At 58.9% G+C, this 19,773-nt stretch carries 14 protein-coding genes and 1 riboswitch; all 14 genes read right to left on the reverse strand.

Annotation, left to right across the window (positions count from 1 at the left end):
- Nucleotides 1-27 precede the first annotated feature (27 nt).
- Nucleotides 28-840, reverse strand: a complete 813-nt coding sequence (locus E0E20_RS06740; protein ID WP_130837433.1) for a sugar phosphate isomerase/epimerase family protein — start codon at nucleotides 838-840, stop codon at nucleotides 28-30.
- Between the two features lie 205 nt (nucleotides 841-1,045).
- A complete protein-coding gene (locus E0E20_RS06745) occupies nucleotides 1,046-2,431 on the reverse strand; it encodes an alanine/glycine:cation symporter family protein (protein ID WP_130837473.1) in 1,386 nt (461 codons plus the stop codon).
- A 169-nt stretch (nucleotides 2,432-2,600) separates the two neighbouring features.
- Nucleotides 2,601-2,700: riboswitch (glycine riboswitch) on the reverse strand.
- 63 nt (nucleotides 2,701-2,763) lie between these two features.
- Nucleotides 2,764-4,062 (reverse strand): UDP-N-acetylglucosamine 1-carboxyvinyltransferase, encoded by a 1,299-nt coding sequence (locus tag E0E20_RS06750; protein ID WP_130837434.1) that lies wholly within the window; start codon nucleotides 4,060-4,062, stop codon nucleotides 2,764-2,766.
- A gap of 152 nt (nucleotides 4,063-4,214) precedes the next feature.
- On the reverse strand, nucleotides 4,215-5,849 hold the full coding sequence (locus E0E20_RS06755) for a M23 family metallopeptidase (protein WP_242622691.1): 1,635 nt from the start codon (nucleotides 5,847-5,849) through the stop codon (nucleotides 4,215-4,217).
- 25 nt (nucleotides 5,850-5,874) lie between these two features.
- On the reverse strand, nucleotides 5,875-6,615 hold the full coding sequence (locus E0E20_RS06760) for a hypothetical protein (protein ID WP_130837436.1): 741 nt from the start codon (nucleotides 6,613-6,615) through the stop codon (nucleotides 5,875-5,877).
- Nucleotides 6,616-6,681: 66 nt separating this feature from the next.
- Nucleotides 6,682-7,371 (reverse strand): GTP pyrophosphokinase, encoded by a 690-nt coding sequence (locus E0E20_RS06765; RefSeq protein ID WP_130837437.1) that lies wholly within the window; start codon nucleotides 7,369-7,371, stop codon nucleotides 6,682-6,684.
- A gap of 35 nt (nucleotides 7,372-7,406) precedes the next feature.
- Nucleotides 7,407-9,200 carry a glutamine--fructose-6-phosphate transaminase (isomerizing) gene (gene glmS / locus E0E20_RS06770; protein ID WP_130837438.1) on the reverse strand — a complete coding sequence of 598 codons (1,794 nt, stop codon included), beginning with the start codon at nucleotides 9,198-9,200 and terminating at the stop codon, nucleotides 7,407-7,409.
- A 19-nt stretch (nucleotides 9,201-9,219) separates the two neighbouring features.
- The gene (locus tag E0E20_RS06775) at nucleotides 9,220-10,194 is read right to left on the reverse strand and encodes a glycosyltransferase family 2 protein (RefSeq protein WP_130837439.1); all 975 of its coding nucleotides are present in this window, start codon (nucleotides 10,192-10,194) and stop codon (nucleotides 9,220-9,222) included.
- A 65-nt stretch (nucleotides 10,195-10,259) separates the two neighbouring features.
- The gene (locus tag E0E20_RS06780; RefSeq protein ID WP_242622692.1) at nucleotides 10,260-11,849 is read right to left on the reverse strand and encodes an LCP family protein; all 1,590 of its coding nucleotides are present in this window, start codon (nucleotides 11,847-11,849) and stop codon (nucleotides 10,260-10,262) included.
- A gap of 157 nt (nucleotides 11,850-12,006) precedes the next feature.
- Nucleotides 12,007-13,416, reverse strand: coding sequence for an undecaprenyl-phosphate glucose phosphotransferase (locus E0E20_RS06785; RefSeq protein WP_130837440.1), 1,410 nt, complete (start codon nucleotides 13,414-13,416; stop codon nucleotides 12,007-12,009).
- A gap of 24 nt (nucleotides 13,417-13,440) precedes the next feature.
- Entirely contained in the window at nucleotides 13,441-14,535 is a 1,095-nt protein-coding gene (locus E0E20_RS06790; RefSeq protein ID WP_130837441.1) for a glycosyltransferase family 2 protein, read from the reverse strand.
- A 6-nt stretch (nucleotides 14,536-14,541) separates the two neighbouring features.
- Nucleotides 14,542-15,888 carry a glycosyltransferase gene (locus E0E20_RS06795; RefSeq protein WP_165444014.1) on the reverse strand — a complete coding sequence of 449 codons (1,347 nt, stop codon included), beginning with the start codon at nucleotides 15,886-15,888 and terminating at the stop codon, nucleotides 14,542-14,544.
- Between the two features lie 60 nt (nucleotides 15,889-15,948).
- On the reverse strand, nucleotides 15,949-17,682 hold the full coding sequence (locus E0E20_RS06800; protein ID WP_242622693.1) for a phospho-sugar mutase: 1,734 nt from the start codon (nucleotides 17,680-17,682) through the stop codon (nucleotides 15,949-15,951).
- Between the two features lie 45 nt (nucleotides 17,683-17,727).
- Entirely contained in the window at nucleotides 17,728-19,773 is a 2,046-nt protein-coding gene (locus E0E20_RS06805; RefSeq protein WP_130837443.1) for a glycosyltransferase family 2 protein, read from the reverse strand.

Here is a 19,773-nt window from a genome sequence, read left to right on the forward strand (position 1 = left end):
GCTCGGCTCTTTACCGTCCGGCTGTTTTCAAAAGTTTCTCAGAAATGCAATATCCCCGCCGTCATTTCGCGGGTCCATCTCCTCGCGAATCAGAGGAATCCCGTCATGGCCGCTGTGAATCCACCTCCGAAGCGCCGCATAATCTATCACCCCTTTCCCCAACGCCTTCGGCACATACGTTCCATCGCTGTCTGACACAAAGTCCTTGATATGCAGAACATCAATACTACTTCCGATTTTTTCAAGCCACTCTGTCCAGTATGCTGTCTGATCTGTCCGCTCCAGAGCCGCCAAAACGTTTGCCGCGTCAAAAATCACCCCGATATGCTCCGGATCATGAAGACGGTCAAGAACCGATCGAAGCATTTCCGGACTGTCCACCGGATGCCAGTACGCGGCCTCCACCGCCATTCTGGTGTCCAACCTCGCCGCCTCCTCGGCAATTCGCTCGAGACTGTCATGCACAAAGGGCCGCCAGACACGCTTTTCTTCCTCCGAGAGATGCGGGTACGCCGTCTCGGAGGCTACGACGCCCGCGCCGAGCTCCTTATTGAACGCCAGACAGCGCTTCACGGTTTCCACCGCTCTCTCCCGGACAACATCGTCCGGATTGCCCAGATCCATGTAGCAGCCGAAGACAGCAATCCGGATCCCGGCCTCCTCAAAATGCTTCCGTATGGAATCGATGAGCGGCAAAGTGATCTCATCATAGCCTCCGATCTCCTCAAAGGCTTTCGGCAGCACAAGCTGCGCACAGGAAAAGCCCCTGCGTCTAAGCAGCTCTGCCATCTCCCGTATCGTATGTCTGCCGTAATCATGCGCCCTGACCCCGACATTCATGCAAGCACCTCCTCCGGGCATACTGCGCCTTATATCTTTATTGTAGAGAATCCTCCTGCGGATTCCTGCCGAAAAGCTGCTGTAAACTGAGCATTTTTGTCCATTTTTATAACGATGGAAATATAAAGACAAAAAAGCACCGGAGACGGCCACAGGTCATTTCCGATGCTTTTCTTCTTAAAAAATATTTCAGCCCTCTCCCCCATCACCCCTCTCTCGACAGCTTTCTCGCCACGCCGTTCAGAGCAAGCAGCGCGAGCAGGTTCGGAATAACCATGAATCCGTTAAACAGATCGGACAGATTCCAGACAAGATCGACCTTGAGCACCGAGCCGACAAAGATGCAGACGACCGCCAGAACCGCAAAGGGCTTCACTCCCTTTTCGCCGAACAGAATCCGGATATTCGTGCTGGCGAAGAAATACCAGCCGATGATCGTGGAGAATGCGAAAAACAGCAGGCATACCGCGACAAACATCGGCCCGAACGAGCCGAAGCCGGTGCTGAACGCCGCCTGCGCCACCGGAGTTCCCGTCGTCCCGCTCTCGATCATCCCGTCCAGCACGCCGGAGGAGAGGATCACCAGCGCCGTCATGTTGAGCACAATAAAGGTATCCACAAAGACGCCGATCATCGCGACCTCGCCCTGATCCTGCGGCTTTTCAACCTGCGCCATGGCGTGCGCGTGAGGCGTGGAGCCCATGCCGGCCTCGTTGGAAAAGAGCCCTCTCGCCACGCCGTAGCGCATCGCCTGCCGGACGGTAATGCCGGCCACCGCGCCGCCGACAGCGCGCGAGGAGAACGCGCCGACAAAAATCGAGATCAGCGCGGACGGGATGTGCGGGGCGTTCACGATGAGAAGAATCAGTCCTCCGGCAAGATACAGGGCCGCCATAATCGGAACCACCTTTTCCGTAAAGGACGCGACCCGGCGGATGCCGCCGACGAAAATGAATGCAGCGACCAGAGCGACCAGTACGCCAACGACGGGCTTCGGCGCCTTAAACGCGGTATAAAACGCATCGGAAATGGAGTTTGACTGCACCATATTTCCCATGCAGCCCAGCGCAAGGATGATCATGACCGAGAAAAAGACAGCAAGAAACCTGCCGAAGCCGTTAAGAAACGCGGCAAACGGCTTCCCGGCCGTGCCGTGAAACGCCTCGCGGATATAGAATACCGGTCCGCCGATGGTCTGGCTGTTCGGATCCGTCGTTTTGGTCTTCTGCGCGAGAACCGCCTCCGCATAGATGGTCGCCATCCCGAAAAATGCGGCGATCCACATCCAGAAGATCGCGCCCGGGCCGCCGGAGACCAGCGCCGTAGCGCAGCCCGCGATATTGCCGGTTCCCACCTGCGCCGCGATCGCCGTCGTCAGCGCCTGAAAGGAGCTCATGCCGTGATTTCCCGCCTTTTTTCCCCGCAGGGTAAAGCTTCCGAACACGCGGTTCCACGCCCGTCCGAAATGACGGACCTGAACAAAATCCGTCCGGATGGAAAAGAAAATGCCGCTGCCGACCAGCAGGAACAAAAGCAGATTGTTCCACACAAAGTCGTCGACGGCAATGATGATCTGATTCAGCTTGTCCATGAATACCATTGGTCTGATTCCTCCTGCCCTCACAAAGATGCGACGCGTCCGTTCTGCAGCCGGGCTGCGGAGAATAAGGAAGAGAAAATTAAGGAAAAGAAGATAAGGAAAAGGCGAAAACAGGCCATAAAAAAGCCATGTTCCGAAAACGGAAACACGGCTCTAACTTTCTCGTCACTCTGTCCTTTTGCCTGAGAGATCATTCCGGGATTTCCGCCCCCGAAACTTACACCTTCGGCACTCTTTCGAGTTTCTCCAGAGCCAGTCGCTATGCAGTTGACTTGTTCGAGTATAGGGGACGGCGGAGAATAAGTCAATCGTTTTCTTTATCTCTACGCCAGATGCAGCGCTTTGCGGGAATCAAGCTGCGGATCGTCCGTATCGAGGAGGCGGATATCCGCGCCGAGCGCGCGGAGCTTCTCCGGAAAATCCTCATAGCCGCGTTCGATATAGCGGATATCCGACACTTCCGAATATCCCTCCGCCGCGAGCGCGGCGATCACGAGCGCCGCGCCGGCGCGCAGATCCGGTGCGACAATACTCGCGCCGGTATATTTTGTCACGCCGTCAATGATGGCTGTGTTGCTCTCCACCCGGATCTGTGCGCCCATCCGCGTGAGCTCGTCCACATATTTGAAGCGGCTCTCAAAAATGCTCTCCGTCACAATGCTCGTCCCATCAGAAAGACCGAGAAGCACGGTGATCTGTGGCTGCATATCCGTGGGAAAGCCGGGGTATGGCAGGGTTTTGACATGTGTGCTGGAGAGGCGGCGGTTCGCCACGACGCGGACCGCGTCGTCCGACTCCTCTACCTGACAGCCGATCTCCCCCAGCTTGGCCGTAAGAGACTCAAGGTGCTTGGGAATCACGTTGCGTATCGTCACATCGCCGTGCGTCGCCGCGGCGGCAAACATATAGGTGCCCGCCTCAATCTGATCCGGAATGATCGAATACTCGGTCGCGTGGAGCCTCTGCACCCCGCGGATGCGGATGACATCGGTTCCCGCTCCCTTGATCTGAGCTCCCATGCTGTTCAGGAAATTAGCAAGATCGACGACATGCGGCTCCTTGGCCGCATTTTCGATGATCGTCAGCCCTTTTGCCATGGACGCCGCCATCATGATGTTGATGGTGGCTCCCACCGAGACGACATCCAGATAAATATGGCTGCCGGCCAGCTCCCGCGTCTCCGCGATGATCATGCCGTGCTCGATGCGGATCGCAGCGCCCAGCGCGCGGAAGCCTTTCACATGCTGGTCGATCGGACGCAGACCAATATCGCAGCCCTTCGGCAGCGTGACCTCGGCGTGCTGGTACTTGCCCAGAAGAGAGCCGATCAGATAATAGGAGCCGCGGATCTTCTTTACGGCTTCATCCTCGACCGGCGCGTCCTGAATCCGCGAGCCGTTGATGCGGAATGTATGGCGGTCCACACGCTGCACGACGGCTCCGATATTTTCAATCGCACTGAGAATGGCACGGATATCGCTGACGTCGGGCACATTCTCGACAGTGACCGTCTCGTTCGACATAATCGAAGCCGCCAGAATCGGCAGAGCCGCGTTCTTCGCTCCTGCGATATCCACTTCCCCACTCAGGGGGTTGCCGCCCCTGATCGAATAAAATTCCATACGATTCCCGATTCCGAAGCAGAATACCTTTCACTGATACGCGGCGCCGGAGAACCGGCGCGCCGTCTGTTGCTTCTCTTTCACGATTCCAGCTTACTAAGAATAAACTGAATCGCGAGGACTGTCAAATCAAGTCCTGCCCTCAGCCGCCGCTAATTCATATAGCTCAGCGGATTGACCGCCGTCCCGTTAATCCGTATCTCAAAGTGCAGATGCGGGCCCGTGCTGTTTCCGGTGTTGCCGGAGAGTGCGATCTTCTGTCCCTGCGTCACCGACTGTCCCGAGCTCACAAGGATCTTGGAAAGATGCCCGTAGCGCGTCTGTCTGCCGTCCGCGTGCTGGATATAAACGACGTAGCCGTAGCCGCTCTGCCAGCCCGCCGAGACCACCGTGCCCGCGCTGGAGGCCATGACCGCCGTCCCGACCGACACCGCGATGTCGATCCCCTGATGATAGTGACTGGCCCCTGCTTTGGGCGCGGAGCGCGCGCCGAAGCCCGAGGAGACGTAGCCTCCCGAGACGGGCCAGATATAGGTCGGCGGGACCTTTGTGCCGCGCATGACAATCTTCGGCACTGCCGCCGTATCGATCTCCTCCTTGACGATGGTTCTGCCGGTTCTGACATCGCCCACATAGTCGACCAGTGCAATGATGCGGCGATGTCCGGAGGAGGGCTGCTGGATCACCTCCTGACGGGTTGTGTACCAGTCGTCGTTGTCTTCGTAGATTGTGTCTTCTTCGTAGTCCTCTTCATAATATTCCTGCTCCGTATAGGCGACGGAGAGCGCCGGCTCGGGCACCGTGACCGTGATTTCGTCGCCGATGCGGATCATGGCCGTCTCGTCCTCGTAGTTCGGATTCATGGCGAGAACATCCGCCACGGTCAGATCATAGTGCGCCGCGATCCCCGAGAGCGTGTCGCCGGCCTGCACCTCGTAGACCTGCTTCTCTAGCCGGTCCGCAAGAACCTGGCCCAGCGCCGCGTCAAGGCTCATGATTCCCTGCGCCGGCATATAGGACTCCACGACCTCAATTTTCTGCCGGAAGCCGATCTTCACGAGCCCCAGCATATAATCCTCAAAGTTCCGACCCACCGCCGGCTCCGTGGAATTAAGGACGTCCGAGAGCCGCGTGATGATGCCGGCCGTGGGGAGGCTCTGCTCTTTCTCCTCGATCTGCTCCTGCTCCCTGACCGAACGGATCTCCGTCGTCAGGGCATAAAACTCCCGGCTGGTGTCCGGCGTCAGCTCGACAAGATATCCCTCGTCCTCGTCATACTGCCGCAGCGCCGAGGAAAACAGAGAGAGCACCTCCGCTTTCGACGCAAGATTCAGAATATTGCTGCCGAATTTCACGGTATAGCAGCGCTGCAGCGTCGTCTCCTGTCTGGCTGCAAGAACCTCCTTCATCCTGTCCGTCACCGCCCGGCGGCTGTCGACGCGCCCCCACAGCACTTCCTCTCCCCGGGCCTCCAGTTCTGCCTCCGCGTAATAGAGCGCGGTGTTTCTCGCCGTCTCCTCGTCCTCTCCGGCGACGGCAGCCGCCGCGGCGGCCTCCTCCATATATTCCTCCGCCAGCTCCCGGCGGGCCTCGATCAGAGCGCTTCGGGCCTCCGCCTCAGAGCCGAGCGTTCCGACCTCTTCCCCGTCCAACATGACGGTGAAGAGGTTGCTTCCGCCCATCTGCCCGGGTGAATACTGCGGCAGAAAAAAAAGGCTCACAAAAAAGGCCGCGACGGTAGCCGCCAGGGCCCAGAGGTGAATCTGCCTTTGATGAATTGTTTTCATTCCTGCCGCCACCGACATTTCATGCTCAGAGCCCCATCATTCTGAGAACCTGCTCCGTCAGCCCGAACGCGCCGCCAACCGAAAAGACACAGGTGATGAGAGCCAGAACAAAGGTCAGAACGCCGATCACGGTATTCCGCACCGGGAAGCGCACGCCGCTCCTGCCGCTGCACGCTTCGGCCGCCGCTTCCGCGGCCTCGCGGGCCGCCCGCAGCTCTGCCTCGACCGTGGTCTGCCCCTCCCGCAGCGCATAGATGGAGGCGCTGAGGGTCTTGGTCTGCTTTTCCAGCTCCTCGATAAGAGAAGCCTGAACATTACGGTACACCCGGACGCTGTCCTTGTGGCTCAGCTCCTCCGACGCATGCAGCAGCTCCTCCAGCGTCTGCTCCGTCTTTTCGATTGCCGCGAGAATTTCTCCGCCATTGCTCTCCGCCGGACTGCCGCTTCGCTTTGCCTCGATCTCATTCAGCTTCTCGTTCACGATTCTCGCTCCCTCATTCATTCCGTCGCTCTCCGCCATGTCCGCCGCCTCTTTCTCCGACTCCGCAAGCGCCGCCTCGATCTGAGCCGGCGACGGGAGCTCCCCCGTGAACTGGCGCATGGTATCCTGCATCTGCGTGACCAGCTCGTTGTTTTTCAGATAAAGGTCCTTCATCTCGCCGAGCATCCGCTGATAATCGACGATATCACGGCGGAGCCTCTCCTGCTCCGCTGCCTCCGCCGCACCGTTTGCGCGGATCATTTCCTCCGGATTATCAAAATTCATACACATCCCCCTGCTCTCCGGCGGGCGCGCCGCCCGGAACCGCTCTCTGTGAATGTAATGTCTGCATCATACCATTGACGGATCAATTTTACAAAGCGTCGCCCGGGTCTCCGCCTCGCCATCTTCCTCGCCGGCAAGCTCCTGAATCTCATTGTTGAGACGCATCATTCTGGCATCCAGCTCTGCAACCATCCTCGCATTTTCCAGCAGCTCCTCCTGAATATGCTCCGGAACCTCCCCGGGAAACTTGTACTGGATCTTGTGCTCCAGACTGGCCCAGAAATCCATCGCAATCGTCCGGATCTGAATTTCCACCTTGGTATCCACAATGCGGTCCGAAAGATAGACCGGAATCATCACGATCATGTGATAGCTCATATAGCCGCTGGGCTTCGGTGACGCGATATAGTCCTTGATCGCCGCCACCTTGATGTCGCTCTGGTTCGTGATCATATCCGCAATGCGGTAAATATCGGAGGTGTAGTCGCAGATGATGCGTATTCCCGCGATATCGTTGCAGTACTTCACCATATTTTCCAGCGTGGACTCATAGCCGTGGCGCTTGAGCTTCTTGACAATGCTCCGCGGCGTTTTGACGCGGTACTTGATATGCTCGATCGGATTGTATTTGTGCACATGCTGAAACTCGTCGTTCAGAATTTCGAGCTTGGTATTGATCTGCTTAAGCGCCGCGTCATAGATGAGCATGACCTCTTCCCAGCTGTCCGCGCCGTCGTCATGTACCTGTAATTCCATCCCCGTTCTCCATTCCGGCCGCGCTCTCCCGGCCCCTACTCGACCGTGACCGACTTGGCCAGATTGCGCGGCTTGTCCACATCGCAGCCGCGGCTGCATGCAATATAGTAAGCGAAAAGCTGCAGCGGAATATGGATCACATAATCCGCTGCCCTGTCAATCGACTCGTTCCCCACATTGGTCACAGCCAGAACAAAGGCGCCCCGGCTCCTGACCTGTTCCATATTGCTGATCATTTTATCATAGAGCGCCGGCTGTGTGCTGACCGCCGCCACGAGCGTCCCCTCCTCCATGAGGGAAATCGTGCCGTGCTTGAGCTCGCCCGCCGCATAGGCCTCGGAATGAATATAGCTGATTTCTTTCAGCTTGAGCGATCCCTCGAGGGAGATCGCGTAGTCGATTCCGCGCCCGATGAAAAAGATATCGCGGGCCGCAATATAGCGGTTGGCAAAGCGCCGGATCAGCTCATGGTTATTGAGCGTCAGCTCGATCTGATCCGGAAGCCGCCGCAAATCCTCCAGCATGGCGGCGAGCGCCTCTCCCGCAAGCTCTCCTCTCGCCTCGGCAAACTTCATGCCGAGCAGATACATCGCGCAGAGCTGCGCGCTGTACGCCTTGGTCGTCGCGACCGCAATCTCCGGCCCCGCCCATGTGTACATGACATTGTCCGCCTCCCGGGCAATGGTGCTGCCGACCACATTGACGATCCCCAGCACGCGCACGCCGTTCTCTTTCGCGAGCCGGAGCGCCGCCAGCGTATCCGCCGTTTCTCCGGACTGGCTGACCACGATCAGGAGAGAATTTTTCACAAAGATCGGATTCCGGTAGCGGAATTCGGAGGCCAGATCGGTTTCCACCGGAATGCGGGCCAGACCCTCGATCACATATTTTCCCGTCATGCCCGCATGGTAAGCCGAGCCGCAGGCGACGATATAAATTTTCTCCGTTCTGCGGATGTCCTCATCCGACAGTCCCAGCTCGTCGATCACGATGCGCCCGTCGCGGAGCCGGGGCGAAATCGTGTCGCGCACCGTCTGCGGCTGCTCGTACATCTCCTTGAGCATGAAGTGATCGTAGCCACCCTTTTCCGCCGCCGCGGCATCCCAGTCGATATGAGAGAGCGGAACCTCCGTCTCCTCCTCGTCGAGATTGTAGAAGCCGATCTCCTCCGGCCGCAGCGCTGCAATGGTTCCGCTGCCGATGTAATAGACATCGCGGGTATATTTCAGAAGAGCCGTCGCATCGCTCGCGGCAAAGCTCCCCTCCGCCGAATGTCCCACGATCAGCGGACAGTCCCTGCGCACCGCGTAGACCTCCTCCGGATGATCTGCAAACATGCAGGCGATCGCGTAGGAACCCTCGAGCCGGAGCAGCGTGTGAACGATCGCTTTCACCGGATCCCCGCCGTATTTCCGGTAATACCAGTCTAAGTTATGCGCGATCACCTCGGTATCCGTTTCGGAAATAAACGCATAGCCTTTCTTCTCCATGCGCCGGCGCAGGGGAATATAGTTCTCAATGATGCCGTTCTGCACCACGGCGATCGTCTTATCCTTATTGAAATGCGGGTGTGCGTTGACTTCTTCCGGCACGCCGTGCGTCGCCCATCGCGTGTGCCCGATGCCGGCAAAGCCCGGCATCAGCGCTCCGCCCCGGGTAATATTTTCCAGCACGCCGAGGCGCCCCGCCGCCTTTTGAATATGCAGCCGCGTCCCGTCGTGTACCGCCATTCCTGTCGAGTCATAGCCCCGGTATTCGAGCTTTGCCAGCCCCTCCAGAATGATCGGCCCCGCCTGCTGCTTTCCCGTATATCCGACAATCCCGCACATTGCGTCTGTCCTTTCCTGCCTAGCTTTTCTGCTCCCCGCCGCGAAAATACCCCGGGTTCATCGTGCAGCGGCGCACCAGCGCCGCCGGCAGATGCCGGTAACTCCGGCCGGCCCGGTAACCGATGAAACGGAATGCGCAGCGAAGCAGAAAACGCGGCAGCTCCTCTGCCGCACCGCAGCGCCGCAGCGCCGCCGTCATACTCTTTACATAGCGGAATCCCTCTCCCTCGGAGCGCGCTCCGCCGAAGATTTCGGGATGCTCTGCCTGCGAGACTCCCAGATCAAAATTGCGGTGAAACTGCGCCAAAGCGCCGTAGTCATGCGAGTGGATGACCTCCGCCTCCGCCGCATAGCAGACGGCGTATCCCGCCTGCAGCGCCGTCCCCGCATAAATCATATCCTCATTGAATATTGTGCGGCGGACAAAGCCGCCCAGCTCCCGATAGATGCGGCCATCGTACATCGCACACACATTCGAGCAGAAGTAGGCTTTCACCCCGATCCGGAGAAAATCCGCCTGCGTGCGGTACTGCGTCTGCGCCGGATAATTGAACTCCCGCGTGAGGCGCTCCTCCCATGAGGCGCCCGGTCTCGCAAGCTGCCTCGCGTAGGCCGCCGCGACGGAAGGCTCCCGCTCCTCTCCTCCAAAGCCCGCAAGCAGCGCCGCCGTAAGCCTCGTATCTGCCGGCTCCGCATCCTGCGTCATAAAGAGGAGATAGTCCGCGTCCTCGCAGAAAGACGCGCCCAGACGCCGCGTGCCGCCGTGATCAAATTCCTCCCTCCGCACCGGATGAATCCGGACAGCGGGGGAGGAATCCTCCTGTGCTGCGCGGCTCAAAATCCTCTCCGGCAGCGTAGATCTGCCGTCAGGAAGCCTCGTGTCCATCAGATGGACCCGACGCACCGGCGTGTCCTGCGACTCCAGACGCGCAAGGAGCCGTTCCAGCCGTTCATCCGGATGATAGACCGGAATGATCGCATCGATACTCTTCATCCGTCCTCTTTCCGGTGCAATGCACGGCAGACCGTCGTCACGCCGCCGCACCACGTCCGGCAGGATCAGCCGATCCCCGCCGTATCGGAGGCAATCTTCTGACTGTATTCTTCCACCTGCCCGGAGACGGTGTAGCTCTCATCGCCGAACAGATACCGGTGAAGCCAGACGACATTGGCGTCCAGATCTCGCGGAATAACGCAGCTCCCCTTTTGCCCGACGGTTCCGGTCGTCCTGAGATCCGCCTGCGGGAAGCCGTTCTGATCGACGATCGTGTAGCTCGCCGCCTGCAGCGCCATCGGCAGAATATCCTGCGTAATATCAAAATTGGTCACAATCTTTGAGGAGACGTCGTCCACAACCTTGGTCAGCGTCGCGGCATCGGCCTTCTTCGCCTTTTCCATCGTCGCCATCAGAACCTCCCGCTGCCGCTCCGCGCGCTTGAAATCATCACCCGCGGTGTAGCGGATGCGGCAGTAGGCCGTGGCCTGCAGACCGTTCAGATGAAGCATGCCCGTCTGCGTGACCTCCTGATAGGGATAGTTCAGCTCCTCGGACATGGTCAGCTGGTAGCTGTTGAGATGCGGCCTCTCGGCGTCGTCCACCTCGATATCCACACCTCCGAGATCGTCGATGGCCGCGGTCAGACCGCCGAAGCCCACCGTGACGAAATTGGTGATGTTCATGTCCAGATTCATGTTCAGCATGTTGATCGCCTGCTCGGGACCGCCCTTGGCATACGCCGCGTTGCACTTGTTGTAGGAATCGTTCCCCAGATTCAGGTAGGTGTCGCGGTATACGGAGCAGAGACGGATCTCCTGCGTGTCCTGATTGATGGACGCGATCATGATCGTATCGCTCCGGGTGTTCTGCGTCAGATCCCCTTTCGTGGAGTCCACGCCGAACAGCGCGATGTTCATGTAGCCCTTCATCGTTCCCTCGATGGTTTCCTGCGCCACCGTATCGTTGAGGTTCTCCGCAATCTTATCCTCGTTGATCGATATCTTGCCGACCTTGCCGATTTTCGTCGAAAAATAAAAAAACACAAGCACCGCGAGGAGAATGAGAATCTCAATCACGAACAGAATCAGCTTTCCCTTTCCCTTTTTTCCGTCGCCGCGGCCGTTCCCGCCGCGCCGGCTGTCCGCGCGCTCGTCCCGTCTGCCTTTGCTCCGGGACGCTTTCGCGACGCTTCTGCCGCCATAGGCACGGCTCTCGGCGCTTCTCCCCCGGTCTCCCGCGCTCTGCCGGCGTCCGCCGGCATTTCCCGGGCGGCTCCCGGCGCTTCTCCCTCGGCCAGCGCTCCGGGCACGGGACGGCTGCGGGGCTGAGACTCTGCGGGAGCGCTCATAAGCGCTGCGGGGAGCCCCATAACCACCGTCCATCCCGTAATCATCGTAGCGGTCGTCCTCATAGCCGTCTTCATAGCCGTTTTCGTCGCCGTAATCGTCCGCGTAATATTCTCCGCCGTCCTCATCGAGATGCCCGTCGTCATACGCACCGTAGCTGTCGCCATAGTCCTCATAGCCGCCGTCATCATACCGGCGGTCATAGCTGTCATAATCGTCTCCGCGCCCGCGACTCTGCGCATACTCCTCGTAATCGTCGTAATCCTGATAGGAATCATTTCTGTCGCTGCGGTATCTTCCTGCCATACTGTACTATCCTCACATATTCCCGCGAGCGGGAACATTTCTGTATTTACGGTTGCCGGCTGGACATAGCCTTAGATATTTTCGCATAAAGCCCCGCAAAAAACAAGAATGCCCAAAGGACGCGGCTCGCCTCCCTCTCTCCGGCGCATCCGGCGTTCTAATAGGCATTTCTGTTGATAAAGCCCTTGAAAACGGTAAGAAACAGAATCCGCAGGTCAAAGCCCGCGCTCCAGTTTTCAATATAGTAGAGATCGTACTCGATTCTCTTGCGTATCGAGGTATCCCCGCGATAGCCGTTCACCTGCGCCCAGCCCGTGATTCCCGGCCGGACCTGATGCTTGACCATATAGCGGGGGATCTCCTCCCGGAACTTGCGGACAAACTGCGGCCTCTCCGGACGCGGCCCCACAAGACTCATGCTCCCGGCAAGCACGTTGAAAAACTGGGGCATCTCGTCGATACTCGTCCGGCGCAGGAACGCCCCGAAGCCGGTAACCCGTGCGTCGTTCCGCGTCGTCCAGCCTTTCTGCTCCTCCTCCTTTGTCTGCACCACCATCGTCCGGAACTTATACATCATGAACGGCTTACTATGAAGTCCCACCCGCTCCTGCCGGTAAATGACCGGCCCGCGGCTCGTGAGCTTCGTCCCGACGGCGGCAAAGAGCATAACCGGCGAAAACAATACAATGCAGAAGAGACTTCCGAGAATGTCCACGACACGCTTTACAAAGATATTCCAGCTGTTGGTCAGCGGCACATAGCGGATGTTGATGACCGGCAGCCCCATCAGGTCCTCCGTGTAGGGGTGGCTGGGGAAGAGAGAGCTGTAATCCGGGATGAACTTCGTGTGCACGCCCGATTTCTCGCAGTCGTCCACAATCTTTTCGAGATCGTCGTAGTCGTTGAGCGACAGCGTGATCGCAATTTCGTCGAGCTTGTTCTCCGGGAGAATGTACTGGAGATTCTCAATGCTCCCCAGAACCCGTATTCCCTTGTAGACGGTTCCCCGCGGCACATGGTTGTCCAAGATTCCGTGCACGACATATCCCCACTGCCCGTTCGTGAGAATGCGGTCGATGTACGCCTCGGCCGCGCGGGAATAACCGATGCACAGGACATGCTTCAGATTTCTTCCGCTGTGGCGGATGCGGTAGAGAATCGAGCGGAACGCATAGTGAATGACGCAGGTGAGGAGAATATTGAACACATAGAACAGTGCGATAAATGTCTTGGAAAAATCGTTCAGCTCCGTGAGGAAGAACGCCACGATCACGCCGATGACGCCGATGGTGTTCGCACGGAAAATCTCCGCGAACTCACCGCGGATGCGCGTGATACGCCGGGAGCTGTACAGTGAGCCGGCCGAGTACAGGACGAGATAAAACGGCACAATAAAATACAGCGCCGAAAAATACGTCCGCGCCGAGTAGGCCGTGACGCCGGGCGTCGTGGTCGCAAGAGGCGAACTGAACTTAATCAGCCACGCGAGCACATAGGAGCCGACGACGGCCGCGCCGTCGAGCACCACATGCAGACGGTTAAAATATGTCTGATTATCCTTGATCATGGAATCTCCATGCTGCCTGCTGCATCACCGCAGTCTCTTTCCGATATTCTCCCAGAGCGCGAGCTGAATGGCAAGATAATTGCCGAGACGCCACGGGGAAAACCGGACTTTCCCGCCGAGATACAGCGGATGGATCAGCGGTCTCTCCCGCTCCTCCTCTTCCCCGGAGACGATCCCGGCCTCCTCCCAGATGGTCCCCTTTTCCGGCGAGTCCAGACGGCGCATCGCCTCGCCGTACTTCGCACGCTCTATGAGATAGCTTCCCCGGACGAGCCCGCTCTCATACGCCTCCCCCAGACCTCGGGCCGCAAAATAGCGGCGTTTCACCGCGCGGCCGAGGAGGATCAGGGGCATATTGAAATAATATTGAAAGGCGGGCATGTTTTTCCACAGGAGATACCGGTTGTTGCCCGCCGTCATGAGCTCCTTGAACTCGTTGTGCACGGAGCCGCTCGTCGCGCTGCCCGCATGATACACCACAGCTTTCGGCTCATACCGGTTTGAAAAACCGGCAAGCCGCGCGCGCCATCCGATGTCCACATCCTCGAGATAGCAGTAATGGCGCTCATCAAAGTAGCCGATCCGGTCAAACAGCTCCCGTCGGTAAATGGCCGCCCCCGCGCAGGCAGAAAAGACCGGCCCCGGCTTCATAAAGCTCTCCGCCTGCCGCGCCTTGCCCCGGGCGAAAGCCCAGCCCAGCGCACAGTAGAAGTCACCGGCGTCATCAATGACATCCGGATCCCGCAGGGACAGCATTCTCGCCTGCACCGAAAAGGCCCGGGAATGCTGGATGATCGCCGTCCACAGCTCCTCGATGCAGCGGGGATCCACCGTGGTGTCGTTGTTGAGGAGGCATACGTAGGGCGTCCTCGTGATCCGCAGGCCGCTGTTCACTGCGTGGCAGAAGCCGGTGTTGGTTTTCAGACGCAGCAGGGTAAAACGATCGCGCTTCGCCTGATACTCGTCGCGGATCAGCTCAAAGCTCCCGTCGTCCGAGGCGTTGTCCACCACGATGATCTCCGGCACCAGCGTCCCGGCAAGCAGGGAATCCAGACACGCCCCGATATACTGCATTCCGTTGTAATTCGGAATGACAACCGTCACCTGATCTCTCATCATCCGTCCTTATTTCTCAAGGCGCGTCACCATGGACGGCTCCCAGACCGTCACATAGCCCAGCGCCGCCGCCCGGCGGCAGAATTCGATGCTCTCCCGGCGGTAATCCCTGCCGTCATCCATGATGTGAGCGTCGTAATCACTGCCGAATACCTCGCGGTAAAGGCCCTGCAGCTCCGGCCGGATCCGCATGCAGCGGACATCCACCGCCGCCGCGTTCTGCCTCGTGTCAGCCCGGTGCATCGGCCCGCTCCATTTTTCGTGCATTCCCTCAAACATCACGCGGCCGTCACTGTCGAACATGCCGCCGACAATCCGTCTTCGTCTGTTGACCACCTTGCCGCCGACAATTCCCACATCCGTCCGGGCCGCAAAAATATCCGGCTCATAGCTCACGTCATAAAAGCCGCGGTGCCGGGAATGACGGACTAAGGCCCGGATCCCCGCGCTCCGGAAATAATCCGCCAGCGCCGCCCGGCCCGCCTCGGCCGCATAATCCTTGCCGCATGGGTCGCCCGCCGTGGAACCCGCGTGCGTCCGCCAGTGATAGAGCACCTTTGCCACATGACATACATTGGTATGCGGCGCCCGCAGGAGAAGATCATAGTCCTGCGCCCCGTCGTACTCGCTGCGGAGCCGCAGAGCAAGAAACAGGCCGCGCTTCATGACCAGCAGATGGCAGATATAGTTATTGCAGAGAAAATAATCATAATTGAAGTCCGGCTTGCGGTTCCGCTCAAAATAGCGTTCCCCGCTCTCGTCGCACTTGTCCTCGTCGGAATACAGAATCTCGCAGTCTGTCTTGAGAATCCCCATCGCCGCCTCGAACAGAGCGTCCGGCGTGAGAAAATCGTCGTGATCCAGAAGCGCGATATAATCCCCCTGCGCAAAGACCGCCGCCGCATTGGTGTTGCGGGAAATGCCGCCGTTCGCGGAAAGACGGTGATAGTGAATGCGCGCATCCTCATATTCCGAGGCGACCCGGCGGACCGAGTCGCTCATGCTCGCATCCGCCAGAATCAGCTCCCAGCTCCCGTAGCTCTGCGCCGTCACGGAATCGAGCAGCGCGCGGAGATAGGACTCCTCCGTCTCATAGGCAGGCACCAGAATCGAGATCCGCGGCATGACCCGGCCTGCAAATTCCGGCCCGAACACCTCCTCCGGCGTCGCCCCCTGATTCAGGCACTCCCAGATCGCCCGCTGCGAGCGCAGAACCTCCTGTTCCGGAGGCACATAGGTATAGCTCCGGTCCGCCGCTTTCTCCGCAAGACGCTCCGCCGCTGCGTAGAAAGTCTCTGCCGCACCGTTCCGCCGGAAATAATTCAGTGTTTTATGGATATTCGTAAAAAAAGACATAGTCTCCATGCCGGGGAACAATTCCCAGGCGCGGCAGGCGTCTGCCGCGCCCTGTGAACGTCAATCGCCGATCAGCTTCTTCACGGCCTCGGAGAGCTCCCGGTTCTGCGCCTCTCCGTCCGCAAGGCTCATCCCACGGACGCCGATATAGAACTTGATCTTCGGCTCCGTCCCCGAGGGGCGGGCGCAGACCCACGCATCCTCATCCAGCGCAAAGTACAGAACATTCGACTTCGGAAGCCCCGTAGGGGACGTCTCCCCCGTCCCGGGCCTCCGGATGATGCCGGCCTCATAATCCCGGAACTCCAGCACATTCCAGCGTCCCAGCGTCGCCGGCGGTTCTTTTCTCAGGCGGTCCATGAGCGCCGCGATTTTCCCCGCGCCCTCGATCCCGGGCATCGTGATGGCGATCTGCGTCTCCTTATAATAGCCGTACTCCTCATAAATCCGGAGCATCTGATCCCAGAGCGTCAGCCCCTGCCTCTTATAGAACGCGGCGGCCTCGCAGAGCAGCATGACCGCGACCGGCGCATCCTTATCCCGCGCGTGCGTCCCGGCGAGACACCCGTAGGACTCCTCCAGACCGAACACATAATGATAGGACTGCTCCGCCTCAAACAGACGGATCTGCTCCCCGATATATTTGAAGCCCGTCAGGCACTCCACATAATGCAGGCCGTACTTTTCCGCGATGGCCCGCGCGAGGTTGGTCGTAACAATGGTCGTAACAAAGGCCGGATTCGCGGGCAGTGTTCCGTTTGCGCTCCGCTCCCGCAGAATATACTCCGCGATCAGCATGCCCGACATATTGCCGGTAAAGGCGACGTATTTTCCGGTCTTCGCGTCTTTGACATAGACGCCGAGGCGATCCGCATCCGGATCCGTCGCGAGAACAATGTCCGCGTCCTTTTCCTCTGCGAGCGCAAGAGCGAGGCGGAACGCCTCCGGGTCCTCCGGATTCGGATAAGCCAGCGTCGTAAACTCCGGATCCGGATCACGCTGCTCCGGAACCACATAGACGTGCCGGAAGCCGAGCTCGGTCAGAACTCTCTCCACCGGAACGAGCCCCGCGCCGTGGAACGGCGTATATACGATGCGGATGTCGTCCGCCATCTCCCGGATGATCTCCGGATGAATGATCTGCTTCTTCAGCGCCTCCATATAGGCGTCGTCCACCTCTTTGCCGAAGTACTGAAGAAGTCCCTGCGTCAACGCCTCCTCCTCGGACATGGTTTTCACTTCGCTGTAATCCGTCACCGCGTTCACTTCCGCGATGATGCCGTTGTCATGGGGCGGCGTGACCTGCGCGCCGTCCTCCCAGTACGCTTTGTACCCATTGTACTCCGGCGGATTGTGGGACGCCGTGATCTCGACGCCCGCCTGACAGCCAAAATACCGGATTGCAAAGGATTCCTCCGGTACGGGCCGCAGCGTGTCGGACAGATACGCCTTGATTCCGTTCGCAGCAAGGCAGAGCGCCGTTTCCTTTGCGAACTCCGGGCTCATTTGGCGGCTGTCATAGGCGATGGCGACACCCTTTTTCGGATCGCCGTTCCGGTTGATGTAATTGGCGAGCCCCTGCGTCGCCCGACGGACGGTATAGAGGTTCATCCGGTTCGTCCCCGCGCCGATAACTCCACGAAGTCCGCCGGTCCCGAACGCAAGATCCTTGTAGAAGCGATCCTCCACCTCTTTCTCATCATCCCGGATCGCGAGAAGCTCCGCCCTCGTTCCCTCGTCAAAATAAGGGTCATTCAGCCAGTATTCAAACAGTTCCATAACCCGCGCTTCCATATGAACCTCCATTCTGTTCTTCCTTTTTATTTCTGTCTTTTGTTCTTACGTCTGAACCCGCAGCGACAGATCGGACCGGTCCAGCGTGAAGTTCGGATTGTAGTAGGGATCCCCCTGCTCCAGCACGGCCCGCCATTTTCCCCGGAAGCGCGCCGCCTCCGCCTCGTAGCGCGCGGCTTTCTGCGCGTCCTTTCCGTCCACGTCCGAGCCCCTCGAAGCCGACTCGTAATGATAGAGCTCGCAGAACGGCGTAAACACATTGAGATACCCCGCCTGCCGCATTTTCAGACACAGATCCACATCGTTGAGCGAGATCGCAAATTCCTCGGAAAGACCGGAAACCTGATCCCAGAGAGCCCGCCGGACCATAAGGCAGGCCCCGGTCACCGCCGAGAGGTCCTGCGCGTAGCAGAGCCGTCCCATGTAGCCGAGGTTCTCCCGGCGCTGCCCGTAAAAGGGATGCCCCGCGGTGCGGTGCGCCCCAAGCCCCAGAATGATTCCGGCGTGCTGGATCGTCTTGTCCGGATAATACAGCTTGCCGCCCACGCAGGCCACGTCGCGGCGCTGGGCGTACATCAGCAGCTCCTCGATCCAGTTCACGGAAATCACCTGCGTATCGTTGTTGAGAAGCAGGACATACTCCCCGTGCGAGGCGGCGACGCCCATATTGTTGAGGCTCGCGTAATTAAAGCTCTCCTGCTCCCCCGCATCGACAATATGGATGCGGTCGCTGTACGGGCCGCCCGCAAGCTCGCGGTAATAGCTCCGGACCGCCTCCTGCGTACTGCCGTTCTCGACAATGACGATCTCAAAGTTCTCATAGGTCGATTTGTCAAAAATCGACGTGAGGCAGCGGCGCAGATCGGCCTCGTGATCCCGGTTCGCAATGACAATCGAAACCATCGGATTGCCCTCGATCTCGTAGGTGATCTTGAAGATCGTCTCAAAGGCGCGCGTGCTGGTAATTCGGAAATTCCGATAGCCGTGACGCCGCAGATGGTCTGCCACGGCCCCGCGCGCCGCGTCGATGGCATAGGATTTCGCGCGGATGTTGCCCGCCGTGGAACCCGCATGCTGCCGCCAGTAATACAGGAGCTTCGGCACATGGACGATATGGCGCGCCTTGTCCGTCAGCCGCAGGATCATATCGTGATCCTGACTGCCGTCATACTGCGGCCGGTAGAGCTCCTCCCCCTCGAGAAGACGCCGGTCAAAAGCCGAGAGATGGCAGATGTAATTGTTCGCCCGGAGCGTATCGATGGCATAGTCCGGCTTGAAGTGCATCGTCACGAAGTGATCAAGGTCGTTTTCCTTAAACGTCGCCTCATCGCAGTACAGATAGTCCGCGTCCTGCTCATTGATCGTCTTCACATACCAGTAGAGCACCGACGGATGCAGGTAGTCATCATGGTCAAACGGCGCGTAAAAATCGCCGGTCGCCAGCACGAGGCAGGCGTTTGTATTGGCCGATATCCCGCCGTTTTTTTCAAGGCGCGTGTATTTGATGCGCCGCGCGTCTTTCTGCCGGTACTCCTTCACAATGGTTCCGACATACGCATGCTCCGCATCGGAGCCGTCCGCGAGGCAGAGCTCCCAGTTCCCGTAGGTCTGGTTTTCCACCGAATCGATCATATCCCGCAGGAGCTTCTCCGGTGTATTGTAAAGGGGCACCAGAATGCTGAAGCATATCTGCCGCGGAAGCGCCGCCGCCTCCGCGGCCTGTCTCGCCCGCTCCGCCTCGTCCGGAAAGCTGGCCGTACCGTAGCTCTTCTGCGCCTGCTTCTCCCGTCTCTTATAGCGGATCTTTTCCGCGACGCCGCGGAGAGACCCCTGATTTTTCAGCCGGTCCGACTGACGCCGGACCCAGTGATAGCATTCCCTTGCCGGTCTGCTCGCCCTCCAGACGGGATTTGTTTTGATGCGGTTCAGCTTAAAGGAGAGGTCGTCCACCTGATCCTCAAGCTGCGCGACCCGGTCCGCGAGATAGGCGCTCTTCACGCGTTCTCTTTCGTATTCCGCCCGGTAGTCCCGAGAGAGCTCTTCTTCTCCCGCCTGCCCTGTATTCTGCAATATCTCTTCCGTATTCTGCAT

The organism is Lachnoclostridium sp. Marseille-P6806, assembly GCF_900625025.1.
Lineage (GTDB): Bacteria > Bacillota > Clostridia > Lachnospirales > Lachnospiraceae > CAG-791.

Bases quoted from the DNA above. Each gene is read 5' to 3' on its own strand.
- E0E20_RS06795 (WP_165444014.1), bottom strand. From the start codon at position 15,888: ATGTCTTTTTTTACGAATATCCATAAAACACTGAATTATTTCCGGCGG.
- E0E20_RS06745 (WP_130837473.1), bottom strand. From the start codon at position 2,431: ATGGACAAGCTGAATCAGATCATCATTGCCGTCGACGACTTTGTGTGG.
- E0E20_RS06775 (WP_130837439.1), bottom strand. From the start codon at position 10,194: ATGAAGAGTATCGATGCGATCATTCCGGTCTATCATCCGGATGAACGG.
- E0E20_RS06750 (WP_130837434.1), bottom strand. From the start codon at position 4,062: ATGGAATTTTATTCGATCAGGGGCGGCAACCCCCTGAGTGGGGAAGTG.
- E0E20_RS06785 (WP_130837440.1), bottom strand. From the start codon at position 13,416: ATGATCAAGGATAATCAGACATATTTTAACCGTCTGCATGTGGTGCTC.
- glmS (WP_130837438.1), bottom strand. From the start codon at position 9,200: ATGTGCGGGATTGTCGGATATACGGGAAAGCAGCAGGCGGGGCCGATC.
- E0E20_RS06800 (WP_242622693.1), bottom strand. From the start codon at position 17,682: ATGGAAGCGCGGGTTATGGAACTGTTTGAATACTGGCTGAATGACCCT.
- E0E20_RS06740 (WP_130837433.1), bottom strand. From the start codon at position 840: ATGAATGTCGGGGTCAGGGCGCATGATTACGGCAGACATACGATACGG.
- E0E20_RS06780 (WP_242622692.1), bottom strand. From the start codon at position 11,849: ATGGCAGGAAGATACCGCAGCGACAGAAATGATTCCTATCAGGATTAC.
- E0E20_RS06805 (WP_130837443.1), bottom strand. From the start codon at position 19,773: ATGCAGAATACGGAAGAGATATTGCAGAATACAGGGCAGGCGGGAGAA.
- E0E20_RS06755 (WP_242622691.1), bottom strand. From the start codon at position 5,849: ATGAAAACAATTCATCAAAGGCAGATTCACCTCTGGGCCCTGGCGGCT.
- E0E20_RS06765 (WP_130837437.1), bottom strand. From the start codon at position 7,371: ATGGAATTACAGGTACATGACGACGGCGCGGACAGCTGGGAAGAGGTC.
- E0E20_RS06790 (WP_130837441.1), bottom strand. From the start codon at position 14,535: ATGATGAGAGATCAGGTGACGGTTGTCATTCCGAATTACAACGGAATG.
- E0E20_RS06760 (WP_130837436.1), bottom strand. From the start codon at position 6,615: ATGAATTTTGATAATCCGGAGGAAATGATCCGCGCAAACGGTGCGGCG.